17 protein-coding genes are annotated in these 20304 nt (G+C 61.6%); 5 read left to right on the top strand and 12 right to left on the bottom strand.

All coding sequences use genetic code 11. The features are described 5' to 3' along the window. Nucleotides 1-4: 4 nt before the first annotated feature. The 3 genes from M1D99_RS01415 to M1D99_RS01405 all read right to left on the bottom strand — a co-directional run bounded on the left by M1D99_RS01415 (nucleotide 5) and on the right by M1D99_RS01405 (nucleotide 4682). On the bottom strand, nucleotides 5-1219 hold the full coding sequence (locus M1D99_RS01415; RefSeq protein WP_186730319.1) for an aldose 1-epimerase family protein: 1215 nt from the start codon (nucleotides 1217-1219) through the stop codon (nucleotides 5-7). Between the two features lie 379 nt (nucleotides 1220-1598). Further along, nucleotides 1599-3575, bottom strand: coding sequence for a methyl-accepting chemotaxis protein (locus M1D99_RS01410; protein WP_186730320.1), 1977 nt, complete (start codon nucleotides 3573-3575; stop codon nucleotides 1599-1601). Nucleotides 3576-3761: 186 nt separating this feature from the next. Next, nucleotides 3762-4682, bottom strand: coding sequence for a LysR substrate-binding domain-containing protein (locus M1D99_RS01405; RefSeq protein WP_186730321.1), 921 nt, complete (start codon nucleotides 4680-4682; stop codon nucleotides 3762-3764). A gap of 159 nt (nucleotides 4683-4841) precedes the next feature. On the opposite strand from M1D99_RS01405, the gene M1D99_RS01400 reads away from it, so the two are divergent. Continuing rightward, nucleotides 4842-6236: a NorM family multidrug efflux MATE transporter gene (locus M1D99_RS01400; protein ID WP_458132177.1), complete on the top strand. Its 1395-nt coding sequence runs from the start codon at nucleotides 4842-4844 to the stop codon at nucleotides 6234-6236. Between the two features lie 108 nt (nucleotides 6237-6344). Here the strand turns inward: M1D99_RS01400 and M1D99_RS01395 are convergent, their stop codons facing one another. Further along, nucleotides 6345-8015, bottom strand: coding sequence for a putative bifunctional diguanylate cyclase/phosphodiesterase (locus tag M1D99_RS01395; protein ID WP_434573606.1), 1671 nt, complete (start codon nucleotides 8013-8015; stop codon nucleotides 6345-6347). Nucleotides 8016-8289: 274 nt separating this feature from the next. On the opposite strand from M1D99_RS01395, the gene rep reads away from it, so the two are divergent. Together rep and M1D99_RS01385 are read left to right on the top strand one after the other, a co-directional pair. Continuing rightward, entirely contained in the window at nucleotides 8290-10299 is a 2010-nt protein-coding gene (gene rep, locus M1D99_RS01390) for a DNA helicase Rep (protein ID WP_186706875.1), read from the top strand. 55 nt (nucleotides 10300-10354) lie between these two features. After that, nucleotides 10355-10927 carry a xanthine phosphoribosyltransferase gene (locus tag M1D99_RS01385; RefSeq protein WP_434573604.1) on the top strand — a complete coding sequence of 191 codons (573 nt, stop codon included), beginning with the start codon at nucleotides 10355-10357 and terminating at the stop codon, nucleotides 10925-10927. Nucleotides 10928-11047: 120 nt separating this feature from the next. On the opposite strand, the gene M1D99_RS01380 is transcribed toward M1D99_RS01385, so the two are convergent. The 6 genes from M1D99_RS01380 to dadA form a co-directional block, all read right to left on the bottom strand. After that, nucleotides 11048-12970, bottom strand: a complete 1923-nt coding sequence (locus M1D99_RS01380; RefSeq protein ID WP_458131307.1) for an acetyl-CoA hydrolase/transferase C-terminal domain-containing protein — start codon at nucleotides 12968-12970, stop codon at nucleotides 11048-11050. 135 nt (nucleotides 12971-13105) lie between these two features. After that, the gene (locus M1D99_RS01375) at nucleotides 13106-13516 is read right to left on the bottom strand and encodes a c-type cytochrome (RefSeq protein WP_186706911.1); all 411 of its coding nucleotides are present in this window, start codon (nucleotides 13514-13516) and stop codon (nucleotides 13106-13108) included. 183 nt (nucleotides 13517-13699) lie between these two features. Beyond that, the gene (locus M1D99_RS01370; protein WP_003206841.1) at nucleotides 13700-14248 is read right to left on the bottom strand and encodes a cupin domain-containing protein; all 549 of its coding nucleotides are present in this window, start codon (nucleotides 14246-14248) and stop codon (nucleotides 13700-13702) included. A gap of 128 nt (nucleotides 14249-14376) precedes the next feature. After that, nucleotides 14377-15450 carry an alanine racemase gene (gene alr, locus M1D99_RS01365; RefSeq protein WP_458131306.1) on the bottom strand — a complete coding sequence of 358 codons (1074 nt, stop codon included), beginning with the start codon at nucleotides 15448-15450 and terminating at the stop codon, nucleotides 14377-14379. Nucleotides 15451-15547: 97 nt separating this feature from the next. Further along, entirely contained in the window at nucleotides 15548-15901 is a 354-nt protein-coding gene (locus tag M1D99_RS01360) for a RidA family protein (protein ID WP_186706878.1), read from the bottom strand. After that, nucleotides 15873-17177 carry a D-amino acid dehydrogenase gene (gene dadA / locus M1D99_RS01355; protein WP_186706879.1) on the bottom strand — a complete coding sequence of 435 codons (1305 nt, stop codon included), beginning with the start codon at nucleotides 17175-17177 and terminating at the stop codon, nucleotides 15873-15875. The genes M1D99_RS01360 and dadA overlap by 29 nt, the downstream gene beginning before the upstream one ends. A gap of 155 nt (nucleotides 17178-17332) precedes the next feature. Here dadA and M1D99_RS01350 point away from each other — a divergent pair, with 155 nt between their 5' ends. Then, complete coding sequence (locus tag M1D99_RS01350) at nucleotides 17333-17821, top strand: Lrp/AsnC ligand binding domain-containing protein (RefSeq protein ID WP_003206849.1); 489 nt, start codon at nucleotides 17333-17335, stop codon at nucleotides 17819-17821. Between the two features lie 152 nt (nucleotides 17822-17973). Here the strand turns inward: M1D99_RS01350 and M1D99_RS01345 are convergent, their stop codons facing one another. After that, nucleotides 17974-18327 carry a YkgJ family cysteine cluster protein gene (locus tag M1D99_RS01345; RefSeq protein ID WP_003206850.1) on the bottom strand — a complete coding sequence of 118 codons (354 nt, stop codon included), beginning with the start codon at nucleotides 18325-18327 and terminating at the stop codon, nucleotides 17974-17976. Nucleotides 18328-18472: 145 nt separating this feature from the next. On the opposite strand from M1D99_RS01345, the gene M1D99_RS01340 reads away from it, so the two are divergent. Further along, a complete protein-coding gene (locus tag M1D99_RS01340) occupies nucleotides 18473-19786 on the top strand; it encodes an NAD(P)/FAD-dependent oxidoreductase (protein WP_458131305.1) in 1314 nt (437 codons plus the stop codon). A gap of 117 nt (nucleotides 19787-19903) precedes the next feature. On the opposite strand, the gene M1D99_RS01335 is transcribed toward M1D99_RS01340, so the two are convergent. Then, nucleotides 19904-20149 (bottom strand): DUF1127 domain-containing protein, encoded by a 246-nt coding sequence (locus M1D99_RS01335; RefSeq protein ID WP_186706881.1) that lies wholly within the window; start codon nucleotides 20147-20149, stop codon nucleotides 19904-19906. Nucleotides 20150-20304 lie beyond the last annotated feature (155 nt).

The following is a 20304-nucleotide window of genomic DNA, read 5'->3' as shown; positions in this document are numbered from 1 at the left end:
CGCTTTATGGCTTGCTCAGGTCCACCAACGGTGTTTGCCGAACCTCGGTTTTTTGACCGTTCTGGATCGTATCGATGCGCTTGAGCGCCTTATCCACAGCGCCCTTGTCTGCCAACAGGCTGTAGTGGATCTGGAATTGCTTGTGCTCTTTCGGCGCGATGGTGGGCACCAGGCCCAAGGGGCGCTGATACCGGCGGTTATAGGAAAAACTGGTGCCTGGCTCCAGCCCGGTCACGTAGCCCTGGCCTTGGGTATCCGTGTTTTTCCACAGGGAGAACACGGGCAGCGTGCTGGTATTGAAGCCCACCGACACCCCGAGACTGCCGGCCTTGTTGTGCAACACCGTGAGGGTGTCGCCCTTGGCGTCGGCGTAGGGCACGACGTTATAAACGGTTTCGTCGTAATCCTTGGTCGGACCCCGGTAGGTCTGCCAGTCGGCCAAGTCGCCCTTGGCCTTATCGTTGAACGGCGAGACCTGCTTGACCGGTGCCGCGAAACGAGCGCCCTGCTCCAGGAAAGGCGTGCTGAAATTGCTGTGGTAGAGCGCTTGATATTCCTTCGGGTAATCGCCGTTGTTGGTCAGCGTGTCGTTGAGCGCGAACGTCACGCTGCCGGGCTCGGTGACCAGTTCGGTCTGCACCGAGAAATCGACCTTCTTGAAGGCCTGCTCCTTCAACTCGCCCCGCAGGGTAATGGCGTAGGGCGGTTTCTCATCGATGTGCAAGGTGACCTTGTTAGCCGGAATATTCGCGGCGCGACCGTGCAGGGTCAGCAGCTCGCCATTGTCCATGCCGGGATGGCCGACCCATTCGTAGCCGCAGCGGGTGACCAGCTCGTTGAAGCCTTCAAGCCAACCCAACCCGCCTCGGCCGTTGAGCTCGATGAACGCCGGGTTGACCACTTCCTTGACGGGCGAATCCCATCCCATGCGCACGTCGCCAACCGATGCCTGCAGCACATTCATGCCACGGGTCGGGACCACTGAAAGCTTCAGGGTGCCGTTGTCAATGTCGACCACGCTGACACCTTCCTGCCGACCACCGTGCAGGGTGCGCATCGTCACGGAAAAGGGTTTGTCGGTCTTCACGCCGAGTTGCTGGCTGGTGATTTGCCAGGGTTGGGCGGCTTTATCGGTATCCAGCAGGACGTAATCCCAAGCCATCGCATGGGAAGCAGCGCCCAAGGCGCCAAGGGTAACGAGCAGTTTGAGCGGAGTCATGGTCACGACCTTTTATTGGAGTTGTGCGGTTTTTATAGACTTGAAGAAACGTTTCAGCAAGCTAAAAAACAGCAATAATCTTAAAAAAGGATGGACCATTGGATTGAGGGCTTTTGTGGGAGCGGGCTCGCTCGCGATAGCGGTGGGTCAGGTTGAGATGAGGGTGACTGGACTGCCGCCTTCGCGAGCAAGCCCGCTCCCACACTGATTCCAGGCAGGCGCAAGAAGAGGGATCACCCGTAAACTCCCTTGTGGGAGCGAGCCTGCTCGCGATGGCAGTGGGTCAGCTTACAGAGATGTGACTGACAAGACGCCTTCGCGAGCAGGCTCGCTCCCACATTAATCGCGGGGGTGCCTGCTCGCGGTGGTTGCAGAGGCCTCAGCGGAACCGATCCACCTCTTGGCGCAGGTCCTGGGCGAGTTTTTCCAGTTCTTTGGCGGTGAGCGCCAGGTTCGAGACTACTTGGCGCTGTTCGCTGTTGGCCATGGCGATGCTCTGCAGGTTGCTGCTGAGCAGGGTCGCGGTGCTGCTTTGTTCCTGGGTGGCGGTGGTGATCGCCGCGAATTGCTGGCCTGCCGAGCGACTCTGCTCGTCGATGCGCGCCAGGGCCGAGGCCACGTTGGCATTGCGCGACAAGCCTTCCTGCATCAGCAGGTTGCCCTGCTCCATGGTGCTGATGGCATTGCCGGTTTCCTGCTGGATACTATTGATCATGCTGGAGATTTCGTCTGTGGCCTGGCGGGTGCGGGACGCCAGGCTGCGGACTTCATCGGCCACCACGGCGAAACCACGGCCCTGCTCGCCGGCGCGGGCGGCCTCGATGGCGGCGTTCAAGGCCAGCAGGTTGGTCTGCTCGGCAATCGAGGTGATGACACCGACGATGCCGCCGATCTCCTGGGAACGCTGGCCCAGGGTATTGATGACCGAGGCCGTGCTGTTCAGCGCGCCGGCAATTTGTTCCAGGGACGACGACGCCTCATCCATCGAGGTCCGGCCAATGCGGGTTTGCTGGGCATTCTCCTGGGCCAGGCGTTCGGTGTTGCCCATGTTGTCGGCAATGTTCAAGGAGGTCGCACTGAACTCTTCCACCGCGCCCGCCATGCTGGTGATTTCGCCGGACTGCTGCTCCATGCCCTCGTACGCCCCGCTGGACAACCCGGACAGGGCCTGGGCGCGGCTGTTGACCTCCTGGGAGGCCTTGCGGATGTGCTCGACCATGGTCGATAGGGCCTGGCTCATCTGGTTGAAGGCACGGGCCAGCTGACCGATTTCGTCATGGCTCGATACGTTCAGGCGCACGCTCAGGTCGCCAGCGCCCAATGCTTCGGCCTGGCGCACCAAATCCCCCAGCGGTGCCAATTTGCTACGCAACAACCACATCGCCGAGCCGACCGCCAACAGCATCGCCAGCAGGCTGCCGATGGCCAACTGCGTACCGACGCTCCAGGTCACGGCGCGGATCTCGGTTTTCGGCATGCTCGCCACCACCGCCCACGGCCCACCCTCGAACGGCACGGCAACGCTGTAGAAGTCTTCGGCGGTATCGGCCCAGAACGCACCCTTGCCCGGTTTTTTGATCAGGCCCGTAATGGCCACGGTCGCATTATCCAGCGCCTGTACACCTGCCGGCGGCACCAGCCATTTGTTTTGCTCATCCAACAAGGCCAGCGAACCGGTCTGCCCAATGCGGAAACGCTTGAGGTTTTCGAACTGCGCGTTTTGCGCATCGGTGTAATCGAAGCCTACATACAACACGGCGATGATCTTGCCGCTGCTGTCGCGTACGGGCGTGTACTGCGACATGTAGAAGCGCCCGAACAGCAGGGCCCGGCCGATGTAGCTCTGCCCGCTGATCACCGGACCGTAGGCTGGACCGGCGCGGTCGAGCACAGTGCCGATGGCCCGCGTGCCGTCCTGTTTACTGACGGAGGTGCTGACGCGAATGAAATCGTCGCCGCTGCGCACGAATATCGTGGCCACACCGGCGGTCATCGCTTTGAAGTCATCCACTTCCTTGAAGTTGTTGTTCAACACCTCGCTGCCCAGGTTCAAGCCTGGGGTCTGTACGCCCGCCACCGTCACCGGCTGGTCTGGATGCACGGTCAAACCCGCGCTGAAGCGCTTTTCGAACAGGCCGGCCAAGCGCTGGGTGCTCTCACGCAAGGTGCTGTGGAAGGTATTGAGCTGATCGGCCATCAGGCGCGCTTCGCTGGCCAAGTGCTCTTCACGGGTGGCAAGGTTGGCGGTGTCCAGCGAACGCAGGGCGAAGACGGTACTGCCGGAGATCACGACCGCCAGTATCACGGCAAGGGCAAGGCCTAGCTGCGAGGCGATCCGGGCGCGGGGTTGAGACATGACGGCTCCTGGCCGAGAGACCGGATCATCCTGATCACGTCGCACGCTCGGCATTTTATTCGGGTGAGGTGTAAGTAGACCCTTTCTGAACGAGGGTTCCATCTTCACGGATTCGGCGGCAAAGCCAAATACTTGAGCGGTTTGGACGGATTAATGCCAAGTGGCTAGCACGCCAACTGCAACGTTTCAGCCCAGACGCTGCACATCGGGCAACTGCATGGCCTTGACCTCACCCTGGAGGAAGTCGCTGAGCCGGCGCAAACGCTCGCCCCCCGGCCGGGTTTTCGGCCAGACCAGGTAATAGTGCTCGCCACTGGCAACCGCCGTCGGCCATGGCAGGCTCAGGCGCCCTTGGGCAACGTCCTCGGCCACCATCAGCAGGTCGCCCATGGACACCCCATAGCCGCGTGCCGCCGCGATCATGCCCAGCTCCAGGGTATCGAACACCTGCCCACCCTTGAGCGAGACCTTGTCGGCCAGGCCCATGCGTTGCAACCAGTTGCGCCAGTCCCGGCGATCCGGCGTCGGGTGCAGCAGTTCGGCGCTGGCCAACCGCGCCACATCCCAGGGCTGATCGTTCAGCAGGTTCGGCGCGCCCACCGGAATCAACTCCTCGGGGAACAGCAGACTGGCCTCCCAGTCCGCCGGAAAATGCCCGTTACTCAGCAAGACGGCGCAATCGAAGGGCTCGACGTTGAAGTCCACCGAATCGATGTCCATCCAGGCACTGGTCAGTTGCACTTCGTTACCAGGCTGCAGATGCCGGAAACGGCTCAGGCGCGCCAACAGCCAGCGCATGGTCAATGTGGAGGGTGCCTTCATGCGCAAGATGCCGTCTTCGCCATGCAAGGTGTGGCAGGCCCGCTCCAGCGCCATGAAACCTTCGCGCACGCCCGGCAGCAGCAGCCGTGCCGCCTCGGTCAATTGCAAGTTGCGACCGCTGCGCTGGAACAGCCGACAGGCAAAGTGATCTTCCAGGGTGCGAATGTGCCGGCTGACGGCGCTCTGGGTAATCGACAGCTCTTCGGCGGCCCGGGTGAACGAGCTGTAGCGTGCCGCGGCTTCGAATGCCCGCAGCGCATAAAGCGGAGGAAGACGACGAGGCATCGCAAAAAGCTCCATGGCGGTGTTTGCAAACCCTACCAGAAACGCGCCCAGCATGAGTTTTAATCATGCCAGCGATCTTTTTTATCCTTTTGTGCAATCCGTCTAGAGCGCCGAGAATCGTCGCTTTACTGCCTTCTTTGAACAGGGAGCGTGATGATCATGCGGCATCCGGTGCGTACCGAACTCTGGGCCATCCTGCGGCTGGCGGGGCCGTTGATTGCCTCGCAGTTGGCGCACATGCTGATGGTGCTCACCGACACCGTGATGATGGCGCGCCTGAGCCCCGAAGCCCTCGCCGGTGGCGGGCTCGGGGCGGCCACCTATTCGTTCGTGTCGATCTTCTGCATCGGCGTGATCGCCGCGGTGGGCACCCTGGTTGCGATTCGCCAGGGCGCAGGCGATGTCGAGGGCGCTACCCGGCTGACCCAGGCCGGATTATGGCTGGCCTGGTTGATGGCGCTGATGGCCGGGTTTCTGCTGTGGAACCTCAAGCCGGTGCTGCTGATGTTCGGCCAGACCGAAACCAACGTAGTGTCCGCCGGGCAGTTCCTGCTGGCGCTGCCATTCGCCCTGCCCGGCTACCTGAGCTTCATGGCCCTGCGCGGCTTTACCAGCGCCATCGGCCGAGCCACACCCGTAATGGTGATCAGCCTCGGCGGTACGGTGGCCAACTTCCTGCTCAACTACGCGCTCATCACCGGCATGTTCGGCCTGCCGAAACTCGGCTTGATGGGCATCGGCCTGGTCACGGCCATCGTCGCCAATTGCATGGCCCTGGCGCTGGCCTGGCACATCCATCGGCACCCGGCCTACCGTGCCTATCCGCTGCTGGATGGGCTGTCGCGGCCCAACCGCCAATACCTCAAGGAACTGTGGCGCCTGGGCCTGCCAATTGGCGGCACGTACGCAGTGGAGGTCGGGCTGTTCGCGTTCGCCGCGCTGTGCATGGGCACCATGGGCAGCACGCCGTTGGCGGCTCACCAGATCGCCCTGCAAATCGTCTCGGTGGCGTTCATGGTGCCGGCCGGGATGTCCTACGCCATCACCATGCGCATCGGCCAGCACTACGGCGCCGGGCAACTGCTGATGGCGCGCCTGGCCGGGCGGGTCGGGATCGGCTTCGGCGCGGCCGCGATGCTGGCGTTCGCCATGGTGTTCTGGTTGTTGCCCCATCAATTGATCGGCTTGTTCCTGGACCACGACGACCCGGCGTTTCGCGAGGTGATCAACTTGGCGGTGAGCCTGTTGGCGGTGGCGGCGTGGTTCGAGCTGTTCGACGGCACGCAAACCATCGCCATGGGCTGCATTCGCGGACTCAAGGACGCCAAGACCACCTTCCTGGTGGGCCTGGGTTGCTATTGGCTGATCGGTGCGCCGTCGGCGTGGTGGATGGCTTTCCACTTGAACTGGGGGCCAACCGGTGTCTGGTGGGGCCTGGCCCTGGGGCTGGCCTGTGCGGCCGTGAGCCTGACGCTGGCGTTCGAATGGAAGATGAAACGGATGATTCGCAGTGAGCCTGGACTGCGGCGTTTCGAAAGCATCCAAGCCGACTGAGGTTCACTATGTGGGAGCGGGCTTGCTCGCGAAGGCGGCGTATCAGCCAGACATATATCGACTGATTCACCGCCTTCGCGAGCAAGCCCGCTCCCACAGGGTTTTGTGTCAGCTGATTTCCAGCATCGACTGCTGATCACCCTCGAACGTCAAATATTCAACCAACTCCGGCAACGGCAACGGCTTGCTGATCAGGAAACCCTGCACCTGGTCGCAACCGAAACCGCGAAGCAGGTCCAGTTGTTCCTGGGTTTCCACACCTTCGGCCACCACCTCCAGGTTGAGGTTGTGGGCCAGGTTGATCATGGCGTGCACCAGTTTGCGGTTCTCTTCGCGCTGTTCCATGCCGCCGACGAAGCTCTTGTCGATCTTGAGCAAGGCGATCGGCAGGCTGTTGAGGTGCACGAACGACGAGAAGCCGGTGCCGAAGTCGTCCAGAGAGAAGCGCACCCCCAGGCGGCCCAAGGCATCCATGGTCTGCTTGACCAGTTCGCTGCGGCGCATGACGGCGGTTTCGGTGAGTTCGAATTCAAGCCATTGCGCCTCGACACCCCGCTCGGCAATCAGCCGGCTCAAGGTCGGCAGCAACTGGCTGTCCTGGAACTGCCGGAACGACAGGTTGACCGCCATGTGCAACGGCGCCAGCCCTCGCTCGCGCAGGGCCTGCATGTCCCGCAGCGCCCGGGAAATCACCCAGTAGCCCAGCGGCACGATCAGGCCGCTCTGTTCGGCCAGCGGCACGAACTCACTCGGCGGCAGCAAGCCGCGCTCGCCGTGACGCCAGCGCACCAGGGCTTCGAGGCCGACGATGTGGCCGCCATCGAGGTTCAATCGGGGCTGGTAATGCAGTTCCAACTCGTCGCGGCGCAGTGCCCGGCGCAGCTCGCTTTCCAGGTCGGCGAGGCTGCGGGCATTGCGATTGATGCGCTCGTTGAAGATATGAAAGGTGCAGCCCTGGGTGCTCTTGGCCTGTTGCATGGCGATGTGGGCGTGCCACATCAGCGGATCGGCGCCGGCCTGGGCGCGGGCATGGGCGACGCCCAGACTACAGCCGATCAGCAAGCTTTCACCGTCCACCCAATAAGGTTCGGCCAAGGCCTCGGTAATACGCTCGGCCATCCACTCGGCCCGCTGTGGTGCGCGGCGGGTGTCGATCAACAGGGCGAACTCATCACTGCCCAATCGCGCCAATTGATCGCCGGCCTCGAGCGAGCTCTTGAGACGCGACACCACTTGCAGGATCAAGCGGTCACCGGCCTGGTGGCCGAGGGCGTCGTTGGCGTGGCGAAAGTTGTCCAGGTCCAGGTGACCGAGCGCCAGGCCACGGCCGTCGTTTTCCGCCAGGCGCGCCGCCAGCAAGGTCTGGAAGCCCTGGCGATTGGCGATGCCTGTCAACGGGTCCTGTTCGGCGAGGCGCTGCAAGGTGTTTTCCAGCACGCCGCGTTCACGCACATGGCGCAGGCAACGACGCAGGGTCGCACCGTCGAGCACGTCGCGCACCAACCAGTCGCTGACACCGTCGGGGGCAGCCGCCGGCTCGTGCTCGAGCAACAGGATGGTTGGCAGGCTGCAACGACCCGGCGCCGGTTGCAACGCCGCAACGGTCAGCAACACCGCATTGCGATTGTCTTCGAACAGGCTGCAGACTGACTCCCAGCTCGGGGCGCTGATCAACACGACCGATGGCCCCAAGGGCACCAGGCACTCGCGCAAGATTGCTGCCCACTCTGGCTCTTGGGCCAATAACAGCAAACGCAAGGGTTCGACAGGCGTTGACAAGCTGACTCCCTAGACTCTGCAAGGTGGTAGGCGCCGGGCATTATGACCTGCCGATGGGCAATGACCAATGCCAATGGTTCTCAAACACGCGCTTTTCGGTGGTTTTTTCCGCTCGAAATGCTACGCAGGACCCAATTGGCTCCACATCCTGCGTGAAAGTGACAAAAGCGGCAAATGACAATCCTGTGTGCGTCACAAGTCGGACAGAGCAGCACAATTCTCTGAGCCTGTTAAAATGCCGGCCCATTTCGCAAACGACTCCCTGAACCCTGTCATGTCCCGACTCAATCCCCGGCAGCAAGAAGCCGTGAACTATGTCGGCGGCCCTCTTTTGGTGCTCGCCGGTGCAGGCTCCGGCAAGACCAGCGTGATCACCCGCAAGATCGCGCACCTGATCCAGAATTGTGGCATCCGCGCCCAGTACATCGTCGCCATGACCTTCACCAATAAGGCCGCCCGGGAAATGAAAGAGCGGGTCGGCGGCCTGCTGCGCGCCGGCGAAGGTCGCGGCCTGACAGTCTGTACCTTCCACAACCTGGGCCTGAACATCATCCGCAAGGAACACGCGCGGCTGGGCTACAAACCGGGCTTCTCGATTTTCGACGAGACCGACGTCAAGGCCCTGATGACCGACATCATGCAGAAGGAATATTCGGGCGACGACGGCGTGGATGAGATCAAGAACATGATCGGCGCCTGGAAAAACGACCTGATCCTGCCGCCCGAGGCCCTGGAAAACGCCCGCAACCCCAAGGAGCAGACGGCCGCCATCGTCTACACCCACTACCAGCGCACGCTCAAGGCGTTCAACGCGGTGGACTTCGACGACCTGATCCTGTTGCCGGTCAAGCTGTTCCAGGACCACGCCGACATTCTCGAAAAATGGCAGAACAAGGTCCGCTACCTGCTCGTGGACGAATACCAGGACACCAACGCCAGCCAGTATTTGCTGGTGAAGCTACTGATCGGCAAGCGCAACCAGTTCACCGTGGTGGGTGACGATGACCAGTCGATCTATGCCTGGCGCGGCGCGCGGCCGGAAAACCTGATGTTGCTCAAGGAAGACTACCCGTCGCTCAAAGTGGTGATGCTGGAGCAGAACTACCGCTCCACCAGCCGCATCCTGCGCTGCGCCAACGTGCTGATTTCCAACAACCCCCACGAGTTCGAAAAGCAGCTGTGGAGCGAGATGGGCCACGGCGACGAGATCCGCGTGATCCGTTGCCGCAACGAAGACGCCGAAGCCGAGCGCGTGGCCATGGAAATCCTCAGCCTGCACCTGCGCACCGACCGGCCGTACAGCGACTTTGCGATCCTGTACCGCGGCAACTACCAGGCCAAGCTGATCGAGCTGAAATTGCAGCATCACCAGGTGCCTTATCGCCTGTCGGGGGGCAACAGCTTTTTCGGACGCCAGGAAGTGAAGGACCTGATGGCCTACTTCCGCCTGATCGTGAACCCGGACGACGACAACGCCTTCCTACGGGTGATCAACGTGCCGCGCCGGGAAATCGGTTCGACCACCCTGGAAAAACTCGGCAACTATGCCACCGAGCGCAAGATCTCGATGTACGCCGCCACCGATGAAATCGGCCTGGGCGAGCACTTGGACAGCCGCTTCACCGATCGCCTGGCGCGCTTCAAGCGCTTCATGGACAAGGTCCGCGAGCAGTGCGCCGGGGAAGATCCGATCTCGGCGCTGCGCAGCATGGTCATGGATATCGACTATGAGAACTGGCTGCGCACCAACAGCTCCAGCGACAAGGCTGCCGACTACCGGATGAGCAACGTCTGGTTCCTGATCGAGGCGTTGAAGAACACCCTGGAAAAAGACGAAGACGGCGACATGACGGTCGAGGACGCCATCGGCAAACTCGTGCTGCGGGACATGCTCGAGCGCCAGCAGGAAGAGGAAGAAGGCGCCGAAGGCGTGCAGATGATGACGCTGCATGCTTCCAAGGGCCTGGAGTTTCCCTACGTGTTCATCATGGGCATGGAAGAGGAAATCCTGCCGCACCGTTCCAGCATCGAGGCCGACACCATCGAGGAAGAACGGCGCCTGGCCTATGTCGGCATTACCCGGGCACGCCAGACGCTGGCCTTCACATTCGCCGCCAAGCGCAAGCAATACGGCGAAGTGATCGACTGCGCACCGAGCCGCTTTCTCGATGAACTGCCGCCGGACGACCTGGCCTGGGAAGGCAATGACGACACGCCAACGGAAGTCAAAGTCGTTCGCGGCAACAGTGCCCTGGCGGATATACGCGCGATGTTAAAGCGCTAGAATCATTTACTTTTTCATCGACTTCAGGCGCTCACGCGCCATCAGAGGAGGCTTCATGGAAGCCCTGCACCAGAAAATCCGCGAGCTAGGCATCGTGCTGTCCGACCAGGTCCTGAAGGTTGATGCGTTTCTCAACCACCAGATCGACCCGCAATTGATGAAGCTGATCGGCGACGAATTCGCCGCGCTGTTCAAGGATTCTGGCATTACCAAGATCGTCACCATCGAAGCCTCGGGCATTGCCCCGGCGATCATGACCGGGCTGAACCTTGGCGTGCCGGTGATCTTCGCCCGCAAGCAACAGTCCCTGACCCTGACGGAGAATCTGCTGTCGGCCACCGTGTATTCGTTCACCAAGAAGACCGAAAGCACCGTCGCCATCAGCCCGCGTCACCTGACCAGCAGTGATCGGGTGCTGATCATCGATGACTTCCTGGCCAACGGCAAAGCCTCCCAGGCGCTGATTTCCATCATCAAGCAGGCCGGCGCCACCGTGGCAGGTCTGGGGATCGTGATCGAGAAGTCATTCCAGGGCGGCCGCGCGGAATTGGATGCACAGGGCTATCGCGTCGAGTCGTTGGCTCGGGTGAAGTCGCTGGCGGGTGGGGTTGTGACCTTCATCGAATAACCCCCTCATACCCCTGTGGGAGCGGGCTTGCTCGCGAATGCGGTGTGTCAGCCACATCAATGCTAACTGATACACCGCATTCGCGAGCAAGCCCGCTCCCACAGGGGAATGTATATACCGCTATGGCGCAGTCGCCTTGAGCCCCGCCAGCAGCAACCGCTGGGCCAATTCCTCCTTCAACCCCTCGGGACTCGTCAACTGCATCCGCTCCAGATGCCCGGCATATTCCCAGGGCTCCGGTGCATCCAGCGCGGCTTTGCCCAGCTCCAGGATCTCAGTGAGCTTGAACTTGCTCTTGAGCCAGTTCAGCGCCCGTAATAGGTCCCGCTCCAGCCCATCGAAATCACAGCCCAGCGGATACTCGGGAAACAGGTTCGGATGGCGTGCCTGGATCGCCTGCAACCGCTCCGAGGTGTTGTCGGCGAACCGCGGATCGAGACGGAAATCCTTCGGCAGCTTGCCGGCCTTTTGCGCCTGCTCGATCAACCCGGGCTGGAAGCGTGAGTCGCTGATGTTCAGTAACGCCTCGATCACTGCCGCGTCGGTCTTGCCGCGCAGGTCGGCGATGCCGTATTCGGTGATCACGATGTCCCGCAGGTGCCGGGGAATCGTGCAATGGCCGTACTCCCAGACTATATTCGAGCTGATCTCGCCCCCGGCCTCACGCCAACTGCGCAGCAGCAGGATCGAGCGTCCGCCCTCCAGCGCATGCGCCTGGGCAACGAAGTTGTACTGCCCGCCCACACCGCTGAGCACCCGCCCGTCTGCCAACTGATCGGCCACCCCGGCCCCCATCAGGGTCATGGTGAAGACTGTGTTGATGAAACGGGCGTCGAGGCGCTGCAGGCGCTTGAGCTGTTCCTGGCCGTACAGCTCGTTGATGTAACTGATGCGCGTCATGTTGAATTCGCGCAGACGGCTTTGCGGCAGCTCGCTCAGGCGCTCGTAAAAACTGCGCGGGCCGAGGAAGAATCCGCCGTGTATGCAGATGCCGTCGGGTTGCGCCGCCTCGTCGAGCGTCCCGGCATTGGCCCGCTCCTGGGTCGCCTCGTCGGGGTAGACCTTGCGCCGGATGATCCCGGCCTCCGCCAGCGCCAGCAAACCGTTGACGAACATTTCACTGCAACCGTAAAGCCCTTTGGCAAACGGCTCGACCCCGCCCTCACGCTCGATCAATTGCGCCCACTGGCTAAGGTTCAGCTCCGCCAGCAACGCCTGGTAGCCGGCGTTATCGGCCTGGCGCGCCAGCAGTGCCGCGGTCAATGCGTCGCCCATCGAGCCGATACCGATCTGCAACGTACCGCCATCGCGCACCAGGGTACTGGCGTGCAGACCGATCAGATGATCCTGGAAACCCACCGGCATGTTCGGCGTGGAAAACAACGTGTGGCTGTCCTTCTCGTCGATCAACAGGTCGAAAGCGTCGATGCCGACTTCCGCGTCGCCGGGCATGTAGGGCAAGTCGCTATGGACCTGGCCCACCATGAGAATGGTCTCCCCGGCCTCGCGCCGCTTGGCGATCATCGGCAGCAGGTCGAGGGTGATGTCCGGGTTGCAGCTCAGGCTTAGGCGATCCGGGTGCTCCGGGGCGCTCGCCACCAGTTGCGCCACCAGGTTCAAGCCGGCGGCGTTGATGTCCCGGGCCGCATGGCTGTAGTTGCTGCTGACGTAGTCCTGCTGGGCCGACGTGCTATGCAGCAGGCTGCCGGGCTGCATGAAGAATTGCTGGACGCGGATGTTGGCCGGCAGGCTGTCCCGCTGCAGGTCCGCCAAGAAATCCAGCTCGGGGTAATCACCGAAGACCCGTTCGATAAAGGGTTCGAGGAAGCGCTTCTGCAAACCGTCGCCCAGGTTCGGCCGGCCCAGGCTCAGGGCGGTGTAGATGGTCAGCTGTCGCTCGGGCAGTTGCGCGATGCGCCGGTACAGCGCGTTGGCGAACAGGTTGGGCTTGCCCAGCCCCAGGGGCATGCCGAGATGAATATGCGCCGGCAGGCGCTCGAGCACGTCATCCACCGCCTGTTCGATTGAACACAACTGCACCATCGGACCCTCCAGGACATTCCATGAATGTGGGTTGGACCGAGCTTGCCGGGTCTTGGTTGCGATGAACAGCCCCGAAAAATCCCAGGCGCAAAAAAGCCGCTCGTAAGCGGCTTTTTTGTGAAAGATGTTGGCGTATTACAGGCCAGACATCTCTTTGATGGCGCCCTTGAGGTCGTCATCGGAGCAGTCGGCGCAGGTGCCTTTAGGCGGCATGGCGTTCACGCCAGTAATCGCCTTGGCCAGGATGCCATCGAGACCACCCTGGTGGTCGGCGCGCTCTTTCCAGGCAGCCTTGTCGCCGATTTTCGGCGCGCCCAGCAGGCCAGTGCCGTGGCAAGCGTTGCAGTGTTTTGCGATCACGTCTTTCGGCGTCTTGGCAGCCCCGCCGCCAGCCGAAGCCACGACTTCCATACCCTTGCATTCCTTGCCCTGGACGCAGACCTGGCCGACGGGTTCAAGGCGCTTGGCGATTTCGTCGTTCGGCGCCGCTTGAGCGGTCGCAGCCCATAGGGCCAATACGGTTGCTGGTGCAGCCAGCATTTTCATAATTAGGTTCACGCGTACACCCTCAATGGTGGCTAGTCACGCCTGCGGCCACGGTTTGCAGGCGGGCGCAAGTATAGCGGTAAGCCTGTCACTCTGAAACAACCCCAAAGTCACAAGGGTCTTGTTTGTCATGACAGCCCAACAAGCGGGCGCCTTGGCCACGCGGGCCTGGCGCCTCTCGGTCTAGAAATTGGCCGGTGTGGCTGCGCTGATCAGTCGCGCCGGCACGTCGAACGGATTACGGAAACGGTGCGGCTTGGTGCTTTCGAAATAATAGCTGTCGCCGGCTTCGAGCACGAAGGTTTCGACGCCGACCACCAATTCCAGCCGCCCTTCCACCAGGATCCCGGTTTCCTCGCCCTCATGGGTGAGCATCTCTTCACCGGTATCGGCACCCGGTGGATAGATTTCATTGAGGAAGGCAATCGCCCGGCTCGGGTGTGCCCTGCCCACCAGCTTCATGGTCACGGCGCCGTCGGAGATGTCGATCAGTTCGTTGGCTTTGTAGACGATCTGGGTCGGTTTCTCCTGGAGGATCTCTTCGGAGAAAAATTCGACCATGGACATGGGAATCCCGCCAAGGACCTTACGCAGCGAACTGATCGAGGGGCTGACGCTGTTCTTCTCGATCATCGAAATAGTGCTGTTGGTGACGCCCGCGCGCTTGGCGAGTTCACGCTGGGAAAGGCCTTTGAGTTTACGAATGGATTGCAGTCGTTCACCGACGTCCAATGCTGGAGCCTCCAGGGAATCAGGTTGTGTGGAAAGTGAGCGTTATCATGGCGACAGCGTTCAGTATTTACAACACTTTGACCCGAATCCTGTGCGGTGAAGCGACTTTCGGTAGGTTGCGCTTCGTGTCAGGCCCCGGAATAGAGCCGTGGCACCCGCCGCAGGTTGCAGAAAATCTGATAAGGAATCGTGTCGGCGGCCTTGGCGACATCGCTGGCGAGGATGTGCTTGCCCCACAACTCCACGGTCGAGCCGAGCCCGGCCTGGGGCAAATGAGTCAAGTCGACAGCCAGCATGTCCATCGACACCCGGCCCACCAACTGGCTGCGCTGCCCCTCCACCAGCACCGGCGTACCGGTGGGGGCCTGGCGTGGGTAGCCGTCGGCATAACCCATGGCGACCACGCCCACCCGGGTCGGTTGCGTGGTCACAAAGCGAGCGCCATAGCCCACCGGCTCGCCGGCAGGCAATTCGCGCACGCTGATGACTTTCGACTCCAGGGTCATCACCGGTTGCAAGCGCGAGGCGACAGCGTTGGGCTGATCAAAAGGCGTGGCCCCGTAGAGCATGATGCCCGGGCGCACCCAGTCGCTGGGTATCTGCGGCCAGCCTAGCACCGCTGGTGAATTGCGCAGGCTGATCGGCGCCACCAGGCCCTGGCGGGCTTTGTCGAAGATCGCCAACTGCTCGGTACTGCTGGGATCGTGCAGTTCATCGGCACGGGCGAAGTGGCTCATCAACACAATCTTCGCCACTTTGCCGCTGGCGAGCAGGCGACGGTAGGCGGCCTGGTAATCCGTCGGATGCAGGCCGACCCGGTGCATGCCGGAATCGAGCTTGAGCCAGACGGTGATCGGCTGGCTCAGAGGGGCTTTTTCAATCGTTTCAAGCTGCCACAACGAATGCACCACGCACCAGAAATCGTGCTCGACGATCAGTGGCAACTCATCGGCTTCGAAAAACCCTTCCAACAGCAGGATCGGCCCACGAATCCCGCCGGCCCGCAATTCCAGGGCCTCTTCGATGCAGGCCACGGCAAACCCGTCCGCCGTGTCCTGCAGCGCCTCGGCGCAACGCACCGCGCCGTGCCCATAGGCGTCGGCCTTGATCACCGCAAGGGCTTTGGCCCCCGTGACTTCGCGGGCCAATTGGTAGTTGTGACGCAGGGCTTGGAGATCGATCAGGGCACGGGCAGGACGCATGGCGGCAGGCTTCTAGGCGGTCATCAATAAAAAACCGGCGCGGGCTGACGGCATGAACCGCCCGCAGCGCCGGAAGAGGGATCGTTTCGGCCGGGAATTAAGGCAGCGCGGCCACGACGGACAGCTCCACCAGAATCTCCGGTTCACACAGCTTGGCCTCAACCGTGGCACGGGCCGGGGCGACGCCTTTGGGCAACCATTGGTCCCAGACGGCATTCATGCCTGCGAAATGGGCCTCGATGTCCTTCAGGTAGATCGTCACCGATAACAGCCGCGTCTTGTCAGTCCCGGACAGGTCCAGCAAGCGTTCGATATTGGCCAGGCATTCGCGGGTCTGCTGTTCAATACCGGCGTTCATGTCGTCGCCGACCTGCCCGGCCAGGTAAACAGTGCCGTTGTGCACGACAACCTGGCTCATGCGGTCATTGGTGAGCTGGCGCTGGATTGACATGTTTTGCAGACTCCTGGTGTTTGCTGCCGTAACGGGAAATATCGAGGCCTTCGGCGCTGATCTGCGGCTTTTTCTTTGCCATCAGGTCGGCCAACAGGCGACCGGAACCACAGGCCATGGTCCATCCAAGGGTGCCATGGCCGGTGTTCAGGAACAGATTCTTGAACGGTGTGGCGCCTACGATTGGCGTGCCGTCCGGGGTCGTCGGACGCAAGCCGGTCCAGAAACTGGCCTGGGCCAAATCGCCGCCCTGAGGATAAAGGTCGTTGACGATCATCTCCAGGGTTTCGCGCCGACGTGGGTTCAGCGAGAGGTCAAAACCGGCGATTTCCGCCATGCCGCCCACCCGAATGCGATTGTCGAAGCGGGTGATCGCGACCTTGTAGGTTTCGTCGAGAATGGTCGAGGTCGGTGCCATGGCCGGGTTGGTGATCGGCACGGTCAGGGAGTAACCCTTGAGCGGATACACCGGTGCACGGATCCCGAGGGGCTTGAGCAGTTGCGGCGAATAGCTGCCCAGGGCGAGCACATAACGGTCAGCGGTTTCCAGCTTGCCGTCGATCCACACGCCGTTGATGCGATCACCCGCGAAGTCCAGGCGTTGGATGTCCTGGCCGAAGCGGAATTGCACGCCCAGCTTCACCGCCATTTCTGCCAGGCGCGTGGTAAACATCTGGCAGTCGCCAGTCTGGTCGTTGGGCAAGCGCAAGGCACCCGCCAGGATGTCGGTGACGTTGGCCAGGGCCGGTTCGACCCGGGCGATGCCTTCGCGGTCGAGTACTTCGAACGGTACGCCGGACTCTTTCAACACGGCGATGTCTTTCGCCGCGCCATCGAGCTGGGCCTGGGTGCGGAACAGCTGCGTAGTCCCGAGGCTACGGCCTTCGTAGGCGATGCCGGTTTCGGCGCGCAGTTCGTCGAGGCAGTCACGGCTGTACTCGGACAGGCGGACCATGCGCTCCTTGTTGATTGCGTAGCGGTTGGCGGTGCAATTGCGCAGCATCTGCGCCATCCACAGGTATTGATCGATGTCGGCAGTGGCCTTGATCGCCAGTGGCGCATGGCGTTGCAGCAGCCATTTGATGGCCTTGAGCGGCACGCCCGGCGCGGCCCACGGCGAGGCATAACCCGGCGACACCTGACCGGCATTGGCGAAACTGGTTTCCATGGCAGGTGCTGGCTGACGGTCGACCACCACCACTTCAAACCCGGCACGAGCCAGGTAATAAGCACTGACGGTACCGATGACGCCGCTACCCAAGACCAGAACGCGCATGTTGATGCCCTCATCGCGGATAACCGCTGACGTTTGTTGTACATAGCTTTGATGGGCGCAGTGTAAAAAAGATCAGCCAGTGCTTTTCACTATATAAACACCTATATTTGGCGAGAATTCTCGGCAAAACCCCTTTTCATGGAGGCGCATCACCTGTGCGTACCAACACCCAGACCAAACGCGAGCTGGACAAGATCGACCGCAACATCCTGCGGATCCTCCAGGCGGACGGACGGATCTCCTTCACCGAGCTGGGGGAAAAGGTCGGTCTCTCCACCACACCCTGTACCGAGCGGGTACGGCGCCTGGAGCGCGAAGGGATCATCATGGGCTACAACGCCCGGCTCAACCCGCAGCACTTGAAGGGCAGCCTGCTGGTGTTTGTCGAAATCAGCCTCGACTACAAATCCGGCGACACCTTCGAAGAATTCCGACGCGCCGTGCTGAAATTGCCTCATGTGCTGGAATGTCACCTGGTGTCAGGAGATTTCGACTACCTGGTGAAAGCACGGATTTCCGAGATGGCCTCATACCGCAAACTGTTGGGGGACATCCTGCTCAAGTTGCCCCACGTGCGCGAATCCAAGAGCTACATCGTGATGGAAGAAGTGAAGGAGAGCTTGAACCTGCCGATTCCGGATTGAGCCTGGCTCCAGGCAATGGTTGCCTGGAGGACCGCTTTCGCGAGCAAGCTCGCTCCCACATCGCGCGGTGGTGATTACCTTCTTGTGGGCAACGGAGTTCCATTGTGGGAGCGAGCTTGCTCGCGAAGGCCGCGACTCGGTATCCCTGCCTGCTAGACCAACACCTGCCGAGTACTGGCCATGTACTCATGAATCTGCTTCTCCACCCGCGGATGAATCAGTTCCACCGGCCGCCGGCCATTGGGACACGGCAAGGTCGCCGTGGTGCCGAACAGCCGACAGATCAGCGGACGTTCGTCATAGACCGTGCAACCGTTGGGCCCCAGGTGCACGCAGTCGAGCGCTTCCATGGCCGCATCCTGTTCGGCGCGGGTCTTGCGAGGCAAGCGGGCCATCTCCTCGGGCGAGGTGGTGACCGGACCGCAGCAGTCATGGCAGCCCGGTACGCACTCGAACGAGGGAATCTGCTGGCGTAGCGTGCGAATTTTTTGACTGTTGCAGCTCATCGAGACGGTTACCGAGAAGGACTATCCGGGATTCTGCCTTAAAAGCCGCGGACCAGACAGCGCCAACCGACCGGTGTTGCCCGAGGAGGAATCCCCGGCTTATGCTCCGTAAAATTTCTCAAACAGAACAATCAGGATTACGCACATGAACGCCCGTGTTCAGCAACCTGTCCCGAACCACGCGCACGCCGCCTCTTACTACGCCGCCAGCAGCCTGCCGCAACCGGACCATCCGGTGTTGCAGGGGGAGTTGCGGGTGGACGTCTGCGTCGTCGGCGGCGGGTTCTCCGGGTTGAACACGGCGATCGAACTGGCTGAACGCGGCATGAGCGTGGCGCTGCTGGAGGCGCACCGGATCGGCTGGGGCGCCAGCGGGCGCAACGGCGGCCAATTGATCCGTGGCGTCGGCCATGGCCTCGACCAGTTCGCGCCCATCATCGGCACCGACGGCGTGCGCCAGATGAAGCTCATGGGCCTTGAGGCGGTGGAAATCGTTCGGCAGCGGGTCGAGCGCTTCCAGATTCCTTGCGACCTCACCTGGGGCTACTGCGACCTCGCCAACAAACCCGGCGATCTGGAAGGCTTCGCCGAAGACGCCGAAGAACTGCGCAGCCTCGGTTATCGCCACTCGACCCGACTGCTGCAAGCCGACGAAATGCACAGCGTCGTAGGCTCGGATCGCTACGTCGGCGGATTGATCGACATGGGCTCGGGCCATCTGCATCCGCTTAACCTGGCCTTGGGCGAAGCCGCCGCCGCGCAGCAACTGGGGGTCCGGCTGTTCGAGCAATCGGCGGTCACGCGTATCGACTACGGCCCTGAAGTGAAGGTGCACACCCAACAGGGCTCGGTCCACGCCAAGACGCTGGTACTGGGCTGCAACGCCTACCTCAACGGACTCAACCCGCAACTCGGCGGTAAAGTGTTGCCGGCCGGCAGCTACATCATCGCCACCGAACCCTTGAGCCAAGCGCAGGCACAGGCGTTGTTGCCGCAGAACATGGCGGTCTGCGACCAACGGGTGGCATTGGATTACTACCGGCTTTCGGCCGATCGTCGCTTGTTGTTCGGCGGGGCCTGTCACTATTCCGGCCGCGACCCGCAGGACATTGGCGCCTACATGCGTCCGAAGATGCTCAAGGTGTTCCCGCAATTGGCGGGCGTGAACATCGACTATCAATGGGGCGGGATGATTGGCATCGGTGCCAACCGCTTGCCGCAGATCGGCCGGCTCAAGGACCAACCCAATGTGTATTACGCCCAAGCCTATTCCGGCCACGGCGTGAATGCCACGCACCTGGCCGGCAAATTGTTGGCCGAAGCCATCAGTGGGCAGCAGAGCAGCGGTTTCGACCTGTTCGCCCAGGTCCCGCACATGACCTTTCCGGGTGGCAAGCATTTGCGCTCGCCGTTGTTGGCGTTGGGGATGTTGTGGCATCGGTTGAAAGAGTTGGTCTAGCCCAACAACCGTGGCGAGGGAGCTTGCTCCCGCTGGGTTGCGCAGCGACCCTACGATTTTGCGGTCGCTGCGCAACCGAGCGGGAGCAAGCTCCCTCGCCACAGGTTCTTGATCACGTCAAAGCCGCCAGAACGGCTTCAGCCCCTCCTCCCGCGCCTGCTCTCGGCTCAGCCCGACGTCATGCAACTGTTCGGGTGTAAGTTCCAACAAGGCCTTGCGTGTATGCAGACGATGCCAGAACAGGCCCCAGCGACCGAGGCCGGACGGTGCATTGCGCAATGTCGCGCTGCGCAGCCCTTTCTCTTGCCCTGCCGCCAGTTCCTGACTGTGTAACGTCAGCCGCACATCGCTCAAGCCGTTCATTTTGATCGCTCCTGTTTACTTGGGTAGCCAGAGGTTTCATGATGCGCGGACGGCTAAAAGCAATACAGATTCAACACAATTCTTTTATAAGCATACAGATTTAGTATTTCCGGCACTGAATCGTCATTTTCCGACTCAACTGTATCGGTTGCAGT

It is taken from the genome of Pseudomonas sp. R3-41, from assembly GCF_054161485.1.
This window is presented reverse-complemented; position numbering and strand designations above follow the sequence as displayed.